Below are 16741 nucleotides of genomic sequence, written 5' to 3'. Positions count from 1 at the left end.
CCCGGATTCCTGATTGACAATCGGAATCTTCTTAGCCGCCTCACAGATTCGTCCGGTGAGACGGCATCGCCGATCTGAAAACCCTTCCCCATCCCTTCCTATGCACCGATAAGGCGTTGTGCCTTGCGGGGCGCTGCAGCGACCATCGACGGCATCGATGCAACACGCCGTGCGCGTTGCGAACTCACAGGGGAAGTCATGTCGTTGGCAGTTGTCAGCAGTCGCGCGATCACAGGAATGGCCGCTCGCCCGGTCACAGTCGAGGTGCATCTGGCAAATGGGCTACCCGGGTTGTCGCTCGTTGGCCTACCGGATACCGAAGTCAAGGAAAGCCGTGAGCGGGTTCGCTCCGCCTTACAGAACAGTCATTTCGAATTCCCCGCACGACGCATCACCGTCAATCTGGCCCCTGCCGATCTGCCTAAGGCGTCTGGATGCTTCGACCTCCCCATCGCGCTCGGCATTCTTGCCGCAAGTGGTCAGTTACCGGAAAGGGGTCTGCGAACGCATGAGTTCGCCGGAGAGTTGTCATTGACAGGGGAGTTACGGCCGGTCCGTGGCGGACTTGCAATGGCGAGTGCGATGGCCAACGCGCCGTCGCCCCGTTCACTCGTGCTACCCACGAGTAGCGCGCAGGAGGCAGCGCTGGTGGAGGAAGCGACGATTTATGGTGCGCGTACATTGCTCGACGTCTGCGCCCATCTCGCCGAGCCGGATGTCGCTGTGCCACTAACGCGCGCGTCGGTCCCATACGAACTCGCCGCAGCCGCCCACGCCGCCGCGGACGCGCCCAACATGTTCGATATCAAAGGTCAGGAACAAGCTAAGCGTGCCCTCGAAGTCGCGGCAGCTGGCGGGCATCACATCCTGTTCTATGGTCCACCTGGGACGGGGAAGTCGATGCTTGCAACAAGGCTCTCAGGGCTGCTTCCGCCGTTGAGTAAATCAGAAGCAGTGGAAGCTGCAACGTTGGCGAGTCTGAGCGCAAACGGATTCGATATGCGGCACTGGGGACGTCGCCCTTTTCGCGCACCGCATCACACGGCGTCAGCAGCGGCACTGGTCGGCGGCGGGAGTGGACCCCGTCCGGGAGAAATCAGCTTGTCGCATCGCGGTGTGCTCTTCCTTGATGAATTACCCGAGTTCCAGCGACGCGTGCTGGAAGTACTCCGAGAACCGATGGAGTTGGGCCACGTGACAATCTCGCGCGCAGGCGGACAAGCCACATTCCCCGCGGCGTTCCAACTGGTGGCAGCGATGAATCCTTGTCCTTGCGGCGATCTGGGTCATCCGTCGCGAAGCTGCCGCTGCACGAGCGAGGCCGTAACGAGGTATCGCAATCGTCTTTCCGGACCGTTGCTGGATCGCATCGATCTTCATGTGGAAGTCCCCGCTCTCAGTCCGGAAACGTTCTCGATGCCTGCCACTGGCGAACCTAGCGAGGTTGTCGCTTGCCGTGTGAGTCAAGCGCGAGAGCAACAGCTATCGCGTCAGGGGCAGTTGAATTGCAGTTTGTCGAACCGAGCCCTGGATGAACAATGCCCGTTGCGCCCTGAAGCACAAGATGTGCTGCTCCGGGCGGTGACGCAACACCATTGGTCAGCGCGTACCTACCATCGCGTGCTACGCGTCGCCCGAACGGTGGCGGATCTCGCGGGGTGCGATGCGATCGAGTCACATCATGTGGCCGAGGCGGTGCAGTACCGCGAAGCGCCGGACTAACTGTGAGTGCTTTCGGTCACTCCAGCGTGAACGAATCCAGAAACTGGTCGACTTGTTCCTTGCCGGGGGCCTTCGTCGCCATGACAACGACCTGATAGACGTGATTGCCGCGTCCGACGAAGCGGGCCGAGACGTACCGTTCGGCTTTGTCGCTCGCCATGCCTTGTGCGGAGACCGCCATGCCGGGAAGGGACGGCGCGTCGCCAGCCTGACGCACCATCACTTGCGAGGGCGTCGCCTGGCTCTCGCTCACGTTGGCGAGCAGACCGTGACGCAGCTCGTCGACAACGGTCTGGCGCAGCGAAGCGTCATCGCTGGGCAGCGTGACCACACCCACGGCAAAGAGCGCAGCGTCGACACGGGCGGCCTGCATGCGCATCGGCAACGGCCCGGAGGCGAACTTCACCTCGCGTTCGTCTTGCGTGGGCTTGGCGGGATAGGTCACGGCATACGCGCCATCCTTGTCGTGGACCTCACGCCAATCGTAGCGAGGGGAGCACGCGGCCATCACGATGGTCGCGGCAAGCAGAGCGCAGACACGGACAACGCGGTTCATAGACGTCAGAGCGGTTGAAGAAAGGGAAGCCGCCATTATCCGCCATGCGGCGCGGCAGGCAAAACGGTGTGGCGCGGTTCCCGGTATCATCGGCGGCATGACATCCATCCGCGCGAAAACATCCCTTACCTCAACGGCCAGAGCTGCCCCGGCGGCCCCGGCAGCCCCTGCTTTGTCGCAGCAGGCGATGGGACGTGCGCGAACATTGAAGTCACTGATCGCCAGCGCAGTGATCACGCTGCCGATCATGATGCCGATTGCAGTTCTGGCCTCACCAGCCACACAGGGCGCCGACGACAGCTTCGGCCAGTCGGTTACACACCCGACTTCCGCCGCCTCGACGCTCGTTCTCGCGCAGGCAACCGGCGTCACCTATCCGCATGAGGGGGTTGCGGCAAAACCGCTCGATAGCAGGACCGCCGCTAAACAGCAGGCGGCCGTGCCGCTCGCGACCGATTTCGCGGCGCACGCACGTCGTGCAGCCGCACTCGATGCGCCGCTGATCGTACTCGTGTCGCTGCGCGATTGCGTCTACTGCGGCCCGATCCGTCAGCGCGAGTTGGCCCCGCTCGTACGCAGCGGCAAATACGAAGTGCGCGAAATCGGCATGGACAGCACAACGCCCGTGCGCGATTTCGACGGCACGACGACCACCGGCGTTGCGTGGGCGCGTGCCCATGGCGTCAAGGTGTCGCCGACGGTTTTGTTCCTCGATACCAGCGGACACCCGGTCGCAGACCCGTTGATCGGCGCAGGTCTGCCAGACTTCTACGGCGCGTATCTCGACGACGCTATCGCCCGCGGACGCGCCCGTCTGCCCCCGGGCAGCGGCACCACGACGCGCTGAGATTCAGAGTAGAATCGTTGGCAAATCAAGGGCGGATCGACGTCAAAACGACGGATCTCTGCCCCCCACCGAACTCCATTACCCACACGGCTGTGTCATGAGCGCTACGACCTCCCGCAAGTCTCCCCTCGGCAAGATCCTCGCCGTCGTGGTTATCGCCGCAGTGGCGATTGCCGCGTACTTCACGTTCGCCGGTCAGAAGCGCGCGCCCGAAGCGACGTTCACGCTGCTCTCGGGTCAGAAGCTCGGCACCGAACAACTCAAAGGCAAGGTTTATCTGGTCAACTTCTGGGCGACGAGCTGCGTCACGTGCATGAAGGAAATGCCGACGATGGTGAAGACGTATGAGAAGTACAAAGGCCAGGGGCTGGAGTTCGTCGCAGTGGCCATGAGCTACGACCCGCCGATGTACGTGATGAACTACGCGCAGTCGCGTCAGTTGCCGTTCAAGGTCGCAATGGACTCCGACGGCAGCGTCGCCAAGCAATACGGTAACGTCCAGCTCACGCCGACGACGTTCGTCGTGGATCGCAACGGCAAGGTGCTCAAGCAATACGTCGGCGAGCCGGAGTACGCGGAACTCAACAAGCTGATCGAGACGGCACTGGCGAAGCAAGCCTGACGCTCGCCACCAGTTGCCAACAAAAAAGCGCCCCGCAGGGCGCTTTTTGTTTTCCGGACCACACCAGCGCACGAATGCCGTGCGAATGCCGTACGAATGCACCCACCACCGTGCAACCGTCTGCACCCATCACCGCCCGTCGCCACCCTCGCCGTGCCCGCGCGTATGCAGGCCATAGCGTTTGAGCTTTTCGTACAGCGTCGCTTTCGGCACATGTAACGCCTCAGCCGTCGCCGCCACGTTGCCCTTGCTGTGCTCCAACGCTTCCTGAAGCACGGCGCGCTCGAACCGTTCCACCTGCTCCTTGAGCGGCAGGGGCGCGAGCGACTCGCCTTCTGGCGCACTCGCCACACCCAGCACGAGACGGTCGGCCGCGTTGCGCAACTCGCGCACGTTGCCCGGCCAGTCCGACTGCAACAACTCCTGACGCATCCGGTCCGACACCACCGGCGCAGGGCGTCCGTAACGCACCGCCGCATCGAGCATGAAGTGTTCGAACAGCGGCAGGATGTCCTCGCGACGCTCGCGCAACGGCGGCAGCGCAAGCGTCACCACATTTAGACGATAGTAGAGATCGCGACGGAACGTCCCCTCACGCACGAGCGCTTCCATATCGCCCTTGGCAGCCGCCACCACGCGGCAGTCCACGCGAATCGACTGGTTCGAACCGAGGCGCTCCAGCACGCCGTCCTGCAACACGCGCAGCAGCTTCACCTGCAACGCGGCGGGCATGCTCTCGATCTCGTCGAGAAACAGCGTGCCGCCCGACGCATGCTCAAGCTTGCCGATACGACGCTTCGCCGCACCGGTAAACGCACCGACCTCATGGCCGAACATCTCGCTCTCGAAGATCGCCTCGGGCAGCGCCCCGCAGTTCAGTGCGACGAACGGCGCATCGCGGCGACGCGACAACTCGTGCAAACTGCGTGCGACCAGCTCCTTGCCAGTGCCGGTGTCGCCGTTGATGAGCACCGGGGCATCCGTCATGGCGACGTTAGCGATGAGCGTGCGCAGCGTCTCCATCGACGGGCTGCGTCCGATGATGCGCGAGGCGCGTCCGCCCTGCTCCGCCAGCTCACGGCGCAGCGCCTGGTTCTCCAGCATCAGCTTGCGCGTTTCCAGCGCGCGCTTGGCCGACTCGATCAAACGGTCCGGCGCAAAGGGCTTCTCGATGAAGTCGTACGCACCGTCGCGAATGGCTTGCACCGCCATCGAAATATCGCCATGACCGGTGACGAGAATGACCGGCACTTCCGGCGCGTGCTGACGCAGATGCGTGAGCAATTCGAGCCCGCTCATGCCGATCAGACGAATGTCCGACACGACAATACCGGCGAAGTCCGGCGTGATGCGCTCGCGCGCCGCCTCGGCCGAGGCGAGCCCAAAGGCATCGAGCCCGGCGAGTTGCAGGCTTTGCAGCGTGGCACGCCGCACGAGTTCGTCGTCTTCGACAAATAGGATCTGGAGGTTCTTGTACATCATGCGATTGTCGCGCCGGTGCGTTGCACGCGGCGCAGCGTCACGAGAAATTCAGCCCCACCGCCCGGAACGTTGCGGGCGACCAACTGGCCGCCGTTCTCTTGTGCGATGGATGACGAAATTGCGAGTCCGAGCCCCATGCCCTGACCGCCCTCCTTGGTACTGAAAAACGGCTCGAACAGACGCGGCATATGTGCCTCCGAAATGCCCGGCCCGTTGTCGCGCACGTAAATGCGCGCCCACAGGTCGTCCGCGTCCACATCGATCCATATCGACGGTGAGGACGGTGAGGCTTGCGGGTTAGCCACCCCCACCACCGCGTCGATGGCGTTACCCACCAGATTGATCAACACCTGTTCGAGACGCAAGCCCTCGCACGCGACCTGCACATCGTCCAGGCCACGCGCGAACGTGGTCGTCACGTGAATACCGGCCAGACGCCCGCGCAGCAGCATCAACGTATTGTCCAGCGCGCGCTGCACCGAGGCTTCCATATCGCCACGTCGCGCGCGCCCCGCAAAGAGGCGCAACTGCCCGGTGATCTTGCCCATGCGGTCGGTGAGCGACGCAATGGCTTCGAGGTTCTCCTGCGCGGCGTCGTACTCCCGGCGCTCGATCAGCACGCGCGTGTTGTCCGAGAAACTGCGCAGCGCCGAGAGCGGCTGGTTAAGTTCATGCGTGATGCCGGCAGCCATCTGCCCCAGCGCCACGAGTTTCGATGCCTGCACGAGTTCGCTCTGCGCCTCGCGCAATTCGTGTTCGGTGCGCGAGCGCTCCTGCACTTCCGTCTGCAAACGCTCGTTGGCGGATTGCAGATCGGCCGTGCGTTCGGCCACACGCTCGCCCAGTTCGGCATAGGCGGACTGCAACAGTTCACGGCTCTTGAGCATGTCGCGCACGCGCTGACGCCGCTGATTCCACGCCACCCCCAGCAAACAAGTGAACGCCGCCAGACACGCCGCGGCCACGGCCGCAATCCGTGCGTTGGCGATCACCTGATCGAGCGGCGCGAAGTACATGAGCGTCCAGTCCGGCTCGCCCAACTTGCGCTGCACGGCGAGAAAGCGCCGGTTCTTGCCCGCGCCCCTTCCGTCATGCACCGTCACGACCTCGCCGTCGGTGTCGAGTCGTTCGTCCTCGCTCCACGCGAGCGGCGTGACGTTCTGGTTGTAATACTGACGCGTGCTGTCGAGCGCCGCCTTCACGTCAGGCGCGAGCGGCGTGAGCGAACGATACTGCCAGCGCGGCTCGGACGACAGGAAGATCACGCCATGGTCGTCGGCCACGACAACGGGTTCGGAGGCATCCGCCCCCGCGCGCTGAAACCACTCCAGATTCAGCTTTACCACGACCACGCCGTGGATCTGGCCGTCGACGAGAATCGGCTGAGAGACGAAATACCCCGGCTCGCCGGACGTGGTCCCCACGCCGTAGAAACGGCCGAATGCGCCTTTGATGGCGTCGATGAAATACGGACGGAAGCGATACTCCTGTCCGACGAACGTGGCCTTCTCGCGCCAGTTGCTCGCGGCGAGTGCCAGACCATTGGCGTCGATCACATACGCTGCCGATGCCTTGGCGCGTTGATTGACGTCGAACAGATAATCGTTGGCCCGCTGCACGACTGCCTTGTCTTTCGGATTGAGCAACAGGTCGTGCACGTACGGATGCAGCGAGAGCAGATACGGAAGAAATTCGTAGCGGTCGACGGTGCTGCGCAGGCTGCCTGCGTAACGCTCGACACGCGCGCCGGCGTTCACGCGCAGGTCGGCCACACCCCGCTGCCAGCTCAGGGAGTACGTCAACCAGCAAAACAGGACACTCGCCAGCAACATGACGACGATCCATGACCAACGGCGCATCGGGACAGTCCTCTCGAGATCGATGGGGACTTCGTCGCGCCGATGGCCCACTGCGTCCTTACCGTCCTTATGGCTCACGGGCGCAGCGGCACCTTGAGGTGCGTGACTGCCGTGGGCGTGGCGGGCGCGGATCGTGTTGTCGTGCGGGGTGGCCATTGGGGCACAGGGTGTTGCGTGAGGTGCTGAAGGACCACCGGGCGGCGAAGCTCAGGCGCTATTGTGCCTGTGCCGCGCCGCCCGGTGGCGAACGTACGGTTGATGCAGGTTGGCAGGGACTCCGCTAAGCGGTCGACAGTATCGCGCGAGACACGTCACGCGCAACACCGCTCGCCCCTGCCGCCAGCCCTTAGGCCAGCTCCGGACCTTGCTTGCCCGACATGGCGTCGTTCAGCTTCTTGCGGTCCAGTTCCTTTTCCCAGGCCGACACGACGATCGTCGCGACACCGTTGCCGCAGATGTTCGTCAGTGCACGGCATTCGCTCATGAAGCGGTCGATACCGAGAATCAGCACCATCCCTGCGACCGGGATCGTCGGGATCACGGCCAGCGTTGCCGCCAGCGTGATGAAGCCTGCGCCGGTCACGCCCGAAGCGCCCTTCGACGTCAGCATCGCCACGGCGAGCAGCGTGAGCTGTTGGCCCCAGGTCAGGTCGATGTTCGTCGCTTGTGCGATGAACAGCACGGCCATCGTCATGTAGATGTTCGTGCCGTCGAGGTTGAACGAGTAACCGGTCGGGATCACGAGACCCACCACCGACTTCGAGCAACCGGCCTTTTCCATCTTTTCCATCAGGTGCGGCAGCGCGGCTTCCGACGAGCTCGTACCCAGCACGATCAGCAGCTCTTCCTTGATGTACGCGAGGAAGCGGAAGATCGAGAAGCCGGTGAACTTGGCGATCAGACCCAACACGACGATCACGAACAGGAACGACGTCAGGTAGAACGTACCCATCAGCTTGGCGAGCGGCACCAGCGAAGCGATACCGTACTTGCCGATGGTGAAGGCCATCGCACCGAAAGCGCCCAGCGGAGCGACCTTGGTGATGATGTGCACGACGCGGAAGAGCACGCCCGACACGCTGTCGATCCAGCCCGTCACCACGCGACCACGCTCACCGATCATGCCCAGCGCAGCGCCGAACAGGATAGCGATCACGAGAATCTGAAGGATTTCACCCTTGGCGAACGCGTCAGTGATCGTGTTCGGAATCAGGTGCAGCAGGAAGTCGGTGAACGTGTCGCCGTGTGCAGCCTTCGCGGCGTAGCCGGCGATGGCCTTCGGATCGAGCGTGCTGATGTCGACGTTGAAGCCAGCGCCCGGCTTGAGCACGTGCGTGGCAACGAGACCGATCACGAGCGCGAGCGTCGAGACGACTTCGAAGTAGATCAGCGCCTTACCGCCCACGCGACCGACCTTCTTCATGTCTTCCATGCCGGCAATACCGGTCACGACCGTACAGAAGATCACCGGACCGATGATCATCTTGATGAGCTTGATGAACGCGTCACCAAGCGGTTTCATCTCGACGGCCAGATCGGGCCGGAAGTGCCCGAGCAGAATGCCGACGACAATGGCAAACAGCACCTGCACGTACAGGATGCGGTAAAAGGGTTTTTTGGTCTGGGTTTGCATGTTGTTTCCTCTTCAGGCGGCGGGGCAAGCCACCGCCCTTCTTATTAATCCGCGGTGACGCCGCGAATCTCGCTTTGCGCAAAGCGCATTTGCTCCTCCATCACCATCTGGGCCAGCTCCTTCTTCAATTCATTGAATTCGCTGCCTGCCGTGTCGCGCGGACGGGGTAGTTCGATGACCACGTCCCGCTTGACCGTGCCCGGCCGGTACGTCATGACGACGACCCGGTCGGCCAGATAGATCGACTCCTCGATACTGTGTGTGACGAAAATGATCGTCTTCCTGAATTCCTCCCAAATGCGCAGCAGCTCGTCCTGCAACGTGCGACGCGTGAGGGCGTCGAGCGCACCGAACGGCTCGTCCATGAGCATGATCGGACTGTCGAGCGCGAGCACGCGGGCAATCGCCACGCGCTGACGCATACCGCCCGAGAGATCGCGCGGATAGCGGTCGCGAAACTCGCGCAGATTGAGCTTGCCGAGCAGCAGGTTCACGCGCTCGTTGATCTCGGCGCGCTTCATGCCCTTGATTTCGAGACCGAACGCCACGTTCTGCGCCACGGTCATCCAGGGGAACAGTGCGTACTCCTGGAACACCATGCCGCGATCCGGGCCCGGTTCGGCAGCAGCGTCGGCACGACCGTCGATGCGAATCGCACCCGAAGTCGGTTGCACGAAGCCGGCGAGCGCGTTGAGCAGCGTCGACTTGCCGCAACCCGACGGGCCGAGCAGGCAGACGAACTCACCCGCGTTGATGTTCAGGTCGATGTCCTTGAGCGCGTCGACGACGCCGCCGGGAATCGGGAACTGTTTGTTGACGTGATCGATTTGAATCAGCATGTCGGTCGTCTCCTCACTTCGTTTCCAGACCACGGTGCCACTTGAGCAGGTGGTTGTTGAGACGATCCATGCCGAGGTCGATCACCAGACCGAGCAGACCGATGGTCAGCATCCCGGCGATGATCTTGTCCGACCACATGTACTCGCGCGCTTCCAGAATGCGATAACCCAGACCGTTGTTCACCGCGATCATCTCGGCCACGATCACGACGATAAACGCCGTGCCGATACCGATGCGCACGCCCGACAGGATGTAGGGCGTCGCCGCCGGCAAAATCACGCGGCGGAAGATCGTGAGCTGACCCGCGCCGAGGTTGCGCGCGGCACGCAGATAGATGCCGTCGACGTGACGCACACCGGCGATCGTGTTCATCAGCACAGGGAAAAACGCGCCCAGCGCGATCAGGAAGAACGCGGGGGGATTGCCCAGACCGAACCAGAGAATGGCGAGCGGAATGTACGCGATCGGGGGAATCGGACGCACCACCTGCACCAGCGGGTTGAACAGGCCGTAGACACGCGTACTCGTGCCCATGAGCAGACCGAGCGGCAGCGCAATGCCTGCGCCCACGATGAAGCCCATGATCACGCGGTAAAGGCTATGCGTGGCATCCATGAGCAATTCGCTCGATTCGAGCCACGCACCGAAGCCCTCGGCCATCGCCACGGTCGGTTTGAGGTATTGCCACCACTTGGTCACGACGGCGAGCGGCGACGGGAGAATAATCGGGTTGATCCAGCCGAGGCCGGTGACGATCTGCCAGATCACCACAACCGCGACCGGAATCAGCACGCCGCGCATCATGCGCGCGGCGCGTGAAGCACCCGAATGGGGGAGCACTGCGGACATCCGTTCGCCTCGCCTTACTTGATGTTCAGCTTGGTTTTCGCCTTGGCGAGCAGGTCGAGCTTGACCCAGTCTCCCGCCTGCGGCACCGGATCCTGCAACTTGCCCACGCCGTACTTCTTCATCAGGTCGGTCGTGAGTTGCACGTGCGAGAGGCTCAGGTCGTAGCTATACGGCGAGTTGCCGATGGCGTCCGTGAAGTCCTGCTCCGTGATCTGGTTCTTGAACATGTCCTCGCGAACGTACTTCTCGGCCGCCTTCGGGTTCTTGATGAAGTAATCGGTCGCTTCGACGAACGCATACATCAGACGTTGGGCCACGTCCGGCTTTTCTTTATAGAGCTTCTCGGTGATCACGAGCGCACGCACCGGCTCGCCGATGGGCGTGTCGTACGGCTTGAGCATTTCCACGCCGAAGCCCTTGTTGATGGCTTGCGAGGCTTGCGGCTCCGACTGGCACATCGCGTCGATGCTGCCGGCGGCCAGTGCCTGATTCAGATCGGCGAAGGCCATGAACATGATCTGCACGTCCTTGCCCGGCTGATCCGACCACGTCAGACCGGCCTTCGCCAGTTCTGCGTACAGAATCATTTCCTGCGCACCGCCACGGGCCACACCCACCTTCTTGCCCTTGAGGTCGGCCACCTTGGTGACCGGCAGTCCCTTCTTCGCCACGAGACGCACGCCGCCCTTGGCAAAACCGGCCACCGCGTAAATCGGTGCGCCCTGAGCGCGACCTGCGATAGCGGCGTCAAGCGCGCTTGCCGACACGTCGATCTGACCGGCCACGATGGCCGGCATGATGTCCACGCCCTTGGCGAACATCCGTTCCTCGATCTTCAGGCCGTACTTCGGTCCAATCACTTTCATGTACGACACAGCGCCGTAGTGGGCGAACTTCAGGTTCCCCAGACGCACCAGATCGTCGGCAAAAGCGTGTAGCGAAACTGCACACAGCGCAGCGGCGGCAAGGCATTGCTTGAACATAAGGTCTCCTCTCTTATTAGAACGGCTTGCTCTGGGTTTCCGGATTTCCAACGGGAATTCGGAAACTGCGGCAGCACGCGCGTTAGAAAGCAAGTCTTATGCCATCAATACAAGTTGTTGATTTTATTGTGGGAAGTTGTGGAAAACCCGATGCTCACTTATACGGAAAACCGGAAAGCAAGCACAGATTGTTTCTGGATTTCCAGAAAATCCGGTGAAATTGGGAGATTTCACGCGATATAGCTAGGTGCGCACGCGGCTCGATGCGTCACAACGGACCGTTGAAATAAACAAAACCTCCCTTGAAAGCACCTGCCGGTGGCGGCAGGGCCTTCGATGGGAGGTTCGGATTCCGCTAGGGGGGGCAACGTCACCGGTTGCCCCTCCTACCGGCTACGCTCAGCGCACTTAGGCAGACAGTGCTTCCGGGACCGGCGTGTGATAGCCCAGTGCGGCCGAAATCTCTGCGGCACAGGCCGACAGACGCGACGAGATATCGGGCAGCAACGCGCGCGTCATGCGCGACGACGGACCCGAGGCCGACAACGAGGCGATGACTTCGCCCGATGCGTCGCGCACCGGCACCGCGACCGAGACAGCTTCCGGCGCGAGTTCGCCAAAGCTCACGGCGCAATCCTGACGGCGCACATTCAGCAGCTCGGCCGCAAGTTCGTCGCGCTCGATCAACGTGCCCGCCGTGAAGCGCTTGCGCGGACGTCCGAGCACTTGCGCACGGACATCGTCCGACGCGAAGGCCAGCAGCACGCGGCCCGACGCGCCGACGTACAGCGGGCGACGGTTACCGACTACGCCATGTACGCGCAGTTCGTGCGTCGATTCCACGCGGGCGACGCACAGCGATTCGAGACCGTCGCGCACGCGCAACTGGATGTTCTCGTTGAGCGCGCGGTTGAGCGCCTGAAGGTGACGATGGGCGACCTTCACAAGATTGACCTGTTCATGGCCAGCGACGCCGAGCACCAGTGCCTGCGCACCCAGCACGTACGTCACCGGGCTGCCCTCGCGAACCACCCAGCGATGCTGTTCGAGCGTGGCCAGCAGACGAAACGCCCGCGACTTGTTCAGGCCGGCGCGCTGCGCCAGTTCCGTCACACCCAGGCCGGGGCACTCCCCGACCAGCGACAGCAGCGAAAGCGCCGTGTCGACCGAAGCGACTGTGTAGTCCATCTCAAACTTCCTCGCTATGTTGTTCGGCATAGGCGGCAAGCGCCGCCGCAAATTGGCCAAGTTGCGATTGCAGCGTCGAAAAGCCGTCATGCTTTTCGCCACTAGATTCATTCAGATAAAGCGCCTGATTCAGTTCGATCTGCACGCTGTGACGCCGCTCGGCGGGACGTCCGAAGTGACGCACCAGATCCCCACCTCGATAGGGCACGTTGTAGGCCGTGCGAAATCCGAGACGCGTGAATTCGGCCATCACCCAGCGTGAAAACGCGGGGTCCGCGGTGGTGCCGTCTCCGTCGCTCACCAGGACATCGGGGCGCGCCATGCCCGCGTCGGGATCGAGCGCCCCGCCGCGCGAGCGCATCGAATGGCAGTCGAGATGCCAGACCACGCCTTGACGCTGCCACGCCGCATCGAGTGCATCGCGCAACGCATGGCGGTACGGCAGGTAGTAGTCGTGTATGCGTCGCTCGACTTCGGCCACCGTCAAACGGCGGTCGTAGAGCGGTACGTTAGGGGCGGCAAACCGGTGCAACAGGCCGACACCACGTTCGCTATAGTGTTGCGGACGCGCATCGTGCGGCCACAGGCTCGCCAGTAATTCGGGGTCGATGTCGTGCTCGGCGCGGTTCGGGTCGATATAGGCGCGCGGGAAAAGCGCAGCCACGAGCGTCGCGCCGTGATGCGTGGCGACAGACCAAAGCTCGTCGACATAGGCGTCGCCGCAAGCGAGGATCGCGGCGGTCGGGGCGATGGTGTCGAAGTCCGGCGGGAATACATGGCCGCTGTGAGGCGCGTCGATCACCAGAGGCAAGTGTGCCCCGTGGCGCTTAACGTCACCTTGGCCACCTTGCGGTGCTTCAACGAAAAATCGGCCCTCAGTGACCTGACGGGACATGCTGCCTCCTGGCGTGCATCCGGAACATCCGCTCGCCTAATAACCATGACGCGCGCAGTGTTTTGCCAAGCAAAACAAAGTTTCAATATTCTGGAACAACCCACCCAGCGCCACAAGGTGACGGTTGTTACAACATATTTCGAGGGAGATGAAGCTGCCGGGCGGGGGTAACGCTGACCGTTCGGCGACGATCGCCGCAAATGGCGGTGCGTATCGTAGACATTCGGACGCGTTAGTCGGCATCCGATGGAAGGTGCGGCGCGTATCGGCTATTAAACCGGGCGCGACTTGTGACGTCCCGTAATCCAGTACGGGCGTCCGGCTAACGCTTGGCGGTGGCCATCGGCTCGCTCGGTGGCCGAGCGTGCGGACGGCACGGACGAAAAAAACGGACCGTCTTTCGACGATCCGCTTTCGTAAAGCTTTTTCCGGGCAGTTGCCCGGGGGGATGCCGCTCAGATGGCGTCGGCCACACCCGCTTCATGCGCCTGTACATCGGCGTGATAGCTCGAACGCACCATCGCGCCTACAGCCGCGTGGGTGAAGCCCATCTTGTACGCTTCTTCCTCGAACATCTTGAACGTGTCGGGCGTCACGTAACGGCGCACCGGCAGGTGGTGCTCCGACGGTTGCAGGTACTGACCGATCGTGAGCATGTCGACGTTGTGCGCACGCATGTCGCGCATCACCTGAAGAATTTCTTCGTCCGTCTCGCCCAGACCGACCATCAGACCCGACTTCGTCGACACGTCCGGATGCTGCGCCTTGAACTCCTTGAGGAGCGTGAGCGAGTGCTGGTAGTCCGAACCGGGGCGCGCTTCCTTGTACAGACGCGGCACCGTTTCAAGGTTGTGGTTCATCACATCGGGCGGTGCGGCATTGAGAATGCCCAGCGCGCGATCGAGACGCGCACGGAAGTCCGGCGTCAGGATTTCGATGCGGGTCGACGGCGACAGCTCACGCACGTGGCGGATGCAATCGACGAAGTGCTGGGCACCACCATCGCGCAGGTCGTCGCGGTCCACGCTGGTGATCACGACGTACTTCAGACGCATCGCAGCGATGGTCTTCGCGAGGTTCAGCGGTTCGTCGACATCCAGCGGGTCCGGGCGGCCATGACCGACGTCGCAGAACGGGCAACGGCGCGTGCACTTGTCGCCCATGATCATGAACGTGGCCGTGCCCTTGCCGAAGCACTCGCCGATGTTCGGGCAGCTCGCCTCTTCACAGACCGTGTGCAGATTGTGCTCGCGCAGGATCTGCTTGATCTCGTAGAAACGGGAGGTGTGAGTGGCCGCCTTCACGCGAATCCAGTCCGGCTTCTTCAGGCGCTCGATCGGCACGATCTTGATCGGAATGCGCGCGGTTTTGGCTTGCGACTTCTGCTTGGCGGTGGCGTCGTAATCGCCGTCGATCGTGCGAACTTCTTTGTTCGTGCTGTCGTTCTGAGTCACGGTGGTCATGATGGGGGCTTTCCAGGCGTCCAATCAGGCGGCGGCGTCTGCGCTGGCGGCCGAATTCGTATCGGCGTGCGGCGCGGCAACTGTCGTCGCGGGGTGCTGTTCGAGGTGATGACCGAGTTGCTGCGCCAGTCGCGCGGCCACTTCGTCCCAGCGGGGAGCCACGCCTAGCGTGGCCATGTCTACGGTTTGCAAACCGGCGTAACCGCACGGATTGATCCAGTCGAACGGGCGCAGGTCCATCGCGACGTTCAGCGATACGCCGTGATAACTGCATCCGTTGCGGATTTTCAACCCGAGCGCAGCGATCTTCGCGCCGGCATGCGCCACATTGCCGTCGCCTGGGCTCACATAGATACCCGGCGCGCCGGCATGGCGCTCAACGTCGAGATTATACGCTCCAAGGGTGTCGATCACCGCCTGCTCGATCAGACGCACCATTTCGCGCACGCCGAGCTTGCGGCGGCGCAGGTCCACGAGCAGATAGATCACCACCTGACCGGGGCCGTGATACGTGATCTGGCCGCCGCGGTCGACTTTGACGAGCGGAATACCGGTGTTGGCAACGAGCAGGTGAGCGGGATCGCCGGCGAGTCCGAGCGTGTAGACGGGCGGATGCTGGACGATCCAGAGCTGGTCGGGGCCGTCCGAGCCACGCGCGTCGCTGTACGCGCGCATGGCGTCGAACGAGGTGGCGTAGTCTTCTATGCCGCGCCAGCAAACTTCGATCGGGGAGGTCATGGACGCAATTTTAGCGAAACCCCGCCGGTCTTGCTCGAAACCACGTCTGGCAAGGCCCAGCGCCCAATGTTGCCCGGCCGCAACGGTCGCCGCCGTCGGATCCCTGCGTTCAGGCCGACTTTCGGGCGGGTGCCGCGCCCAGCCCCCGGGCATACCACCCGGCTGCGAGCAGAATCATCACGCCGCCCAGCCACTGCGTCGGGTGCAGTACGATGCCGAACGCCAGAAAGTCTACCGCCACGGCCACCACGGGATAGACGAAGCCGAACACCGCCAGACTCGACGTCGACGCCTTCTGAAACGCCCCGTAGAGCAACAAATACATGAACGTCGTGTGGAACAGGCCCAGCGTGACGATAGCGCCGACCTCGCGCGGTGCCGACGGCAAATGGTGGAAGTCCGCCATCCAGACGAAAACCACCGCGCCGATCACCATATGCAGCGCCGCAATGATCTCGGGCCGAATCGTCCCGGCCAGCTTCTTGGTGAAAAGGGTCGTCGCGGCGTAAAGCGACGCGGCCGCCAGCGCACTCGCCACCCCGACCAGGTATCCCGCACCATGCACGCCGCCCGGCTCGGCCAGGATCACCAACCCGGCGAACGCCACACCAAGACAGCCCAGCGTGGCCAGCGACGGCCGCTCACGCGTGACGATCACGCCGGCAAGCACGAGCAGGAATGGTTGGACGTTATAGACGACTGTCGTAATGCCGACCGAGGTCAATCGGTAAGCCGTGAACAGGAAATACCAGTTAGAGACGAGCGTGATGGCCCCAAGCGTCACGTTCACGACTTGCCATCGCGTCATACGGAACCCGCGCCAATAACCGCGAAACGCACACCAGGCGCACAGGCTGAGCGCCCCGATCAGACAACGGAAGAACACCACATTGAGCGCGGGCTGGCCCGACATCAGCACGAAGTAACCGATCGTGCCGGAGATCACCATCGCGGCAATCATCAGCAAACGCCCAAGGCGTTCGTCGGCTTGCGGGTTCGGTGTGGCGGAGGACGGCATCGATGCGGGGGGCGAAGCTTGGCTCATCGGGGGACGACTTCTCTTG

Annotated in this window: 15 protein-coding genes; 3 read left to right on the top strand and 12 right to left on the bottom strand. The window is 62.8% G+C overall.

The window, feature by feature from the left end; genetic code table 11:
* The first annotated feature begins 198 nt into the window (after nucleotides 1–198).
* A complete protein-coding gene (locus PAQ31011_RS08160) occupies nucleotides 199–1722 on the top strand; it encodes a YifB family Mg chelatase-like AAA ATPase (protein WP_150575336.1) in 1524 nt (507 codons plus the stop codon).
* A 16-nt stretch (nucleotides 1723–1738) separates the two neighbouring features.
* Here the strand turns inward: PAQ31011_RS08160 and PAQ31011_RS08155 are convergent, their stop codons facing one another.
* Nucleotides 1739–2278, bottom strand: coding sequence for a hypothetical protein (locus tag PAQ31011_RS08155; protein WP_150575335.1), 540 nt, complete (start codon nucleotides 2276–2278; stop codon nucleotides 1739–1741).
* A gap of 205 nt (nucleotides 2279–2483) precedes the next feature.
* On the opposite strand from PAQ31011_RS08155, the gene PAQ31011_RS26720 reads away from it, so the two are divergent.
* Both PAQ31011_RS26720 and PAQ31011_RS08145 read left to right on the top strand, forming a co-directional pair.
* The gene (locus tag PAQ31011_RS26720) at nucleotides 2484–3125 is read left to right on the top strand and encodes a thioredoxin domain-containing protein (RefSeq protein ID WP_246179442.1); all 642 of its coding nucleotides are present in this window, start codon (nucleotides 2484–2486) and stop codon (nucleotides 3123–3125) included.
* A 97-nt stretch (nucleotides 3126–3222) separates the two neighbouring features.
* Nucleotides 3223–3747, top strand: coding sequence for a TlpA disulfide reductase family protein (locus PAQ31011_RS08145; RefSeq protein WP_039395336.1), 525 nt, complete (start codon nucleotides 3223–3225; stop codon nucleotides 3745–3747).
* Nucleotides 3748–3876: 129 nt separating this feature from the next.
* Here the strand turns inward: PAQ31011_RS08145 and PAQ31011_RS08140 are convergent, their stop codons facing one another.
* The 11 genes from PAQ31011_RS08140 to PAQ31011_RS08090 all read right to left on the bottom strand — a co-directional run bounded on the left by PAQ31011_RS08140 (nucleotide 3877) and on the right by PAQ31011_RS08090 (nucleotide 16722).
* Nucleotides 3877–5226, bottom strand: a complete 1350-nt coding sequence (locus PAQ31011_RS08140) for a sigma-54-dependent transcriptional regulator (protein ID WP_150575813.1) — start codon at nucleotides 5224–5226, stop codon at nucleotides 3877–3879.
* Entirely contained in the window at nucleotides 5226–7244 is a 2019-nt protein-coding gene (locus PAQ31011_RS08135; RefSeq protein WP_150575334.1) for a sensor histidine kinase, read from the bottom strand. The genes PAQ31011_RS08140 and PAQ31011_RS08135 overlap by 1 nt, the downstream gene beginning before the upstream one ends.
* Before the next feature lie 190 nt (nucleotides 7245–7434).
* The gene (locus PAQ31011_RS08130) at nucleotides 7435–8721 is read right to left on the bottom strand and encodes a dicarboxylate/amino acid:cation symporter (RefSeq protein ID WP_150575333.1); all 1287 of its coding nucleotides are present in this window, start codon (nucleotides 8719–8721) and stop codon (nucleotides 7435–7437) included.
* Between the two features lie 44 nt (nucleotides 8722–8765).
* Complete coding sequence (locus PAQ31011_RS08125) at nucleotides 8766–9560, bottom strand: ABC transporter ATP-binding protein (protein WP_095178512.1); 795 nt, start codon at nucleotides 9558–9560, stop codon at nucleotides 8766–8768.
* Nucleotides 9561–9573: 13 nt separating this feature from the next.
* On the bottom strand, nucleotides 9574–10410 hold the full coding sequence (locus tag PAQ31011_RS08120; RefSeq protein WP_217424847.1) for an ABC transporter permease: 837 nt from the start codon (nucleotides 10408–10410) through the stop codon (nucleotides 9574–9576).
* A 14-nt stretch (nucleotides 10411–10424) separates the two neighbouring features.
* Nucleotides 10425–11393: an ABC transporter substrate-binding protein gene (locus PAQ31011_RS08115; RefSeq protein ID WP_150575332.1), complete on the bottom strand. Its 969-nt coding sequence runs from the start codon at nucleotides 11391–11393 to the stop codon at nucleotides 10425–10427.
* A gap of 408 nt (nucleotides 11394–11801) precedes the next feature.
* Nucleotides 11802–12581, bottom strand: a complete 780-nt coding sequence (locus PAQ31011_RS08110; RefSeq protein ID WP_046290609.1) for an IclR family transcriptional regulator — start codon at nucleotides 12579–12581, stop codon at nucleotides 11802–11804.
* A gap of 1 nt (nucleotide 12582) precedes the next feature.
* Nucleotides 12583–13476, bottom strand: a complete 894-nt coding sequence (locus PAQ31011_RS08105) for an N-formylglutamate amidohydrolase (protein ID WP_150575331.1) — start codon at nucleotides 13474–13476, stop codon at nucleotides 12583–12585.
* 455 nt (nucleotides 13477–13931) lie between these two features.
* The gene (gene lipA, locus PAQ31011_RS08100; protein ID WP_039402093.1) at nucleotides 13932–14939 is read right to left on the bottom strand and encodes a lipoyl synthase; all 1008 of its coding nucleotides are present in this window, start codon (nucleotides 14937–14939) and stop codon (nucleotides 13932–13934) included.
* 24 nt (nucleotides 14940–14963) lie between these two features.
* Nucleotides 14964–15677, bottom strand: coding sequence for a lipoyl(octanoyl) transferase LipB (lipB, locus tag PAQ31011_RS08095; RefSeq protein ID WP_150575330.1), 714 nt, complete (start codon nucleotides 15675–15677; stop codon nucleotides 14964–14966).
* Between the two features lie 109 nt (nucleotides 15678–15786).
* A complete protein-coding gene (locus PAQ31011_RS08090) occupies nucleotides 15787–16722 on the bottom strand; it encodes a DMT family transporter (protein ID WP_150575329.1) in 936 nt (311 codons plus the stop codon).
* Nucleotides 16723–16741: the final 19 nt, after the last annotated feature.

This window comes from Pandoraea aquatica, assembly GCF_902459565.1.
GTDB lineage: Bacteria > Pseudomonadota > Gammaproteobacteria > Burkholderiales > Burkholderiaceae > Pandoraea > Pandoraea aquatica.
The sequence above is the reverse complement of the archived record's forward strand: the minus strand, read 5'-3'. Positions and strand labels throughout refer to the sequence as shown.

Excerpts from the sequence above, each read along its gene's own strand:
- PAQ31011_RS08115 (WP_150575332.1), bottom strand. The coding sequence starts at position 11,393 with ATGTTCAAGCAATGCCTTGCCGCCGCTGCGCTGTGTGCAGTTTCGCTA.
- lipB (WP_150575330.1), bottom strand. The coding sequence starts at position 15,677 with ATGACCTCCCCGATCGAAGTTTGCTGGCGCGGCATAGAAGACTACGCC.
- PAQ31011_RS08105 (WP_150575331.1), bottom strand. The coding sequence starts at position 13,476 with ATGTCCCGTCAGGTCACTGAGGGCCGATTTTTCGTTGAAGCACCGCAA.
- PAQ31011_RS08125 (WP_095178512.1), bottom strand. The coding sequence starts at position 9,560 with ATGCTGATTCAAATCGATCACGTCAACAAACAGTTCCCGATTCCCGGC.
- PAQ31011_RS08130 (WP_150575333.1), bottom strand. The coding sequence starts at position 8,721 with ATGCAAACCCAGACCAAAAAACCCTTTTACCGCATCCTGTACGTGCAG.
- PAQ31011_RS08090 (WP_150575329.1), bottom strand. The coding sequence starts at position 16,722 with ATGAGCCAAGCTTCGCCCCCCGCATCGATGCCGTCCTCCGCCACACCG.
- lipA (WP_039402093.1), bottom strand. The coding sequence starts at position 14,939 with ATGACCACCGTGACTCAGAACGACAGCACGAACAAAGAAGTTCGCACG.
- PAQ31011_RS08135 (WP_150575334.1), bottom strand. The coding sequence starts at position 7,244 with ATGGCCACCCCGCACGACAACACGATCCGCGCCCGCCACGCCCACGGC.
- PAQ31011_RS08140 (WP_150575813.1), bottom strand. The coding sequence starts at position 5,226 with ATGTACAAGAACCTCCAGATCCTATTTGTCGAAGACGACGAACTCGTG.
- PAQ31011_RS08160 (WP_150575336.1), top strand. The coding sequence starts at position 199 with ATGTCGTTGGCAGTTGTCAGCAGTCGCGCGATCACAGGAATGGCCGCT.
- PAQ31011_RS08145 (WP_039395336.1), top strand. The coding sequence starts at position 3,223 with ATGAGCGCTACGACCTCCCGCAAGTCTCCCCTCGGCAAGATCCTCGCC.
- PAQ31011_RS08110 (WP_046290609.1), bottom strand. The coding sequence starts at position 12,581 with ATGGACTACACAGTCGCTTCGGTCGACACGGCGCTTTCGCTGCTGTCG.
- PAQ31011_RS08120 (WP_217424847.1), bottom strand. The coding sequence starts at position 10,410 with ATGTCCGCAGTGCTCCCCCATTCGGGTGCTTCACGCGCCGCGCGCATG.
- PAQ31011_RS08155 (WP_150575335.1), bottom strand. The coding sequence starts at position 2,278 with ATGAACCGCGTTGTCCGTGTCTGCGCTCTGCTTGCCGCGACCATCGTG.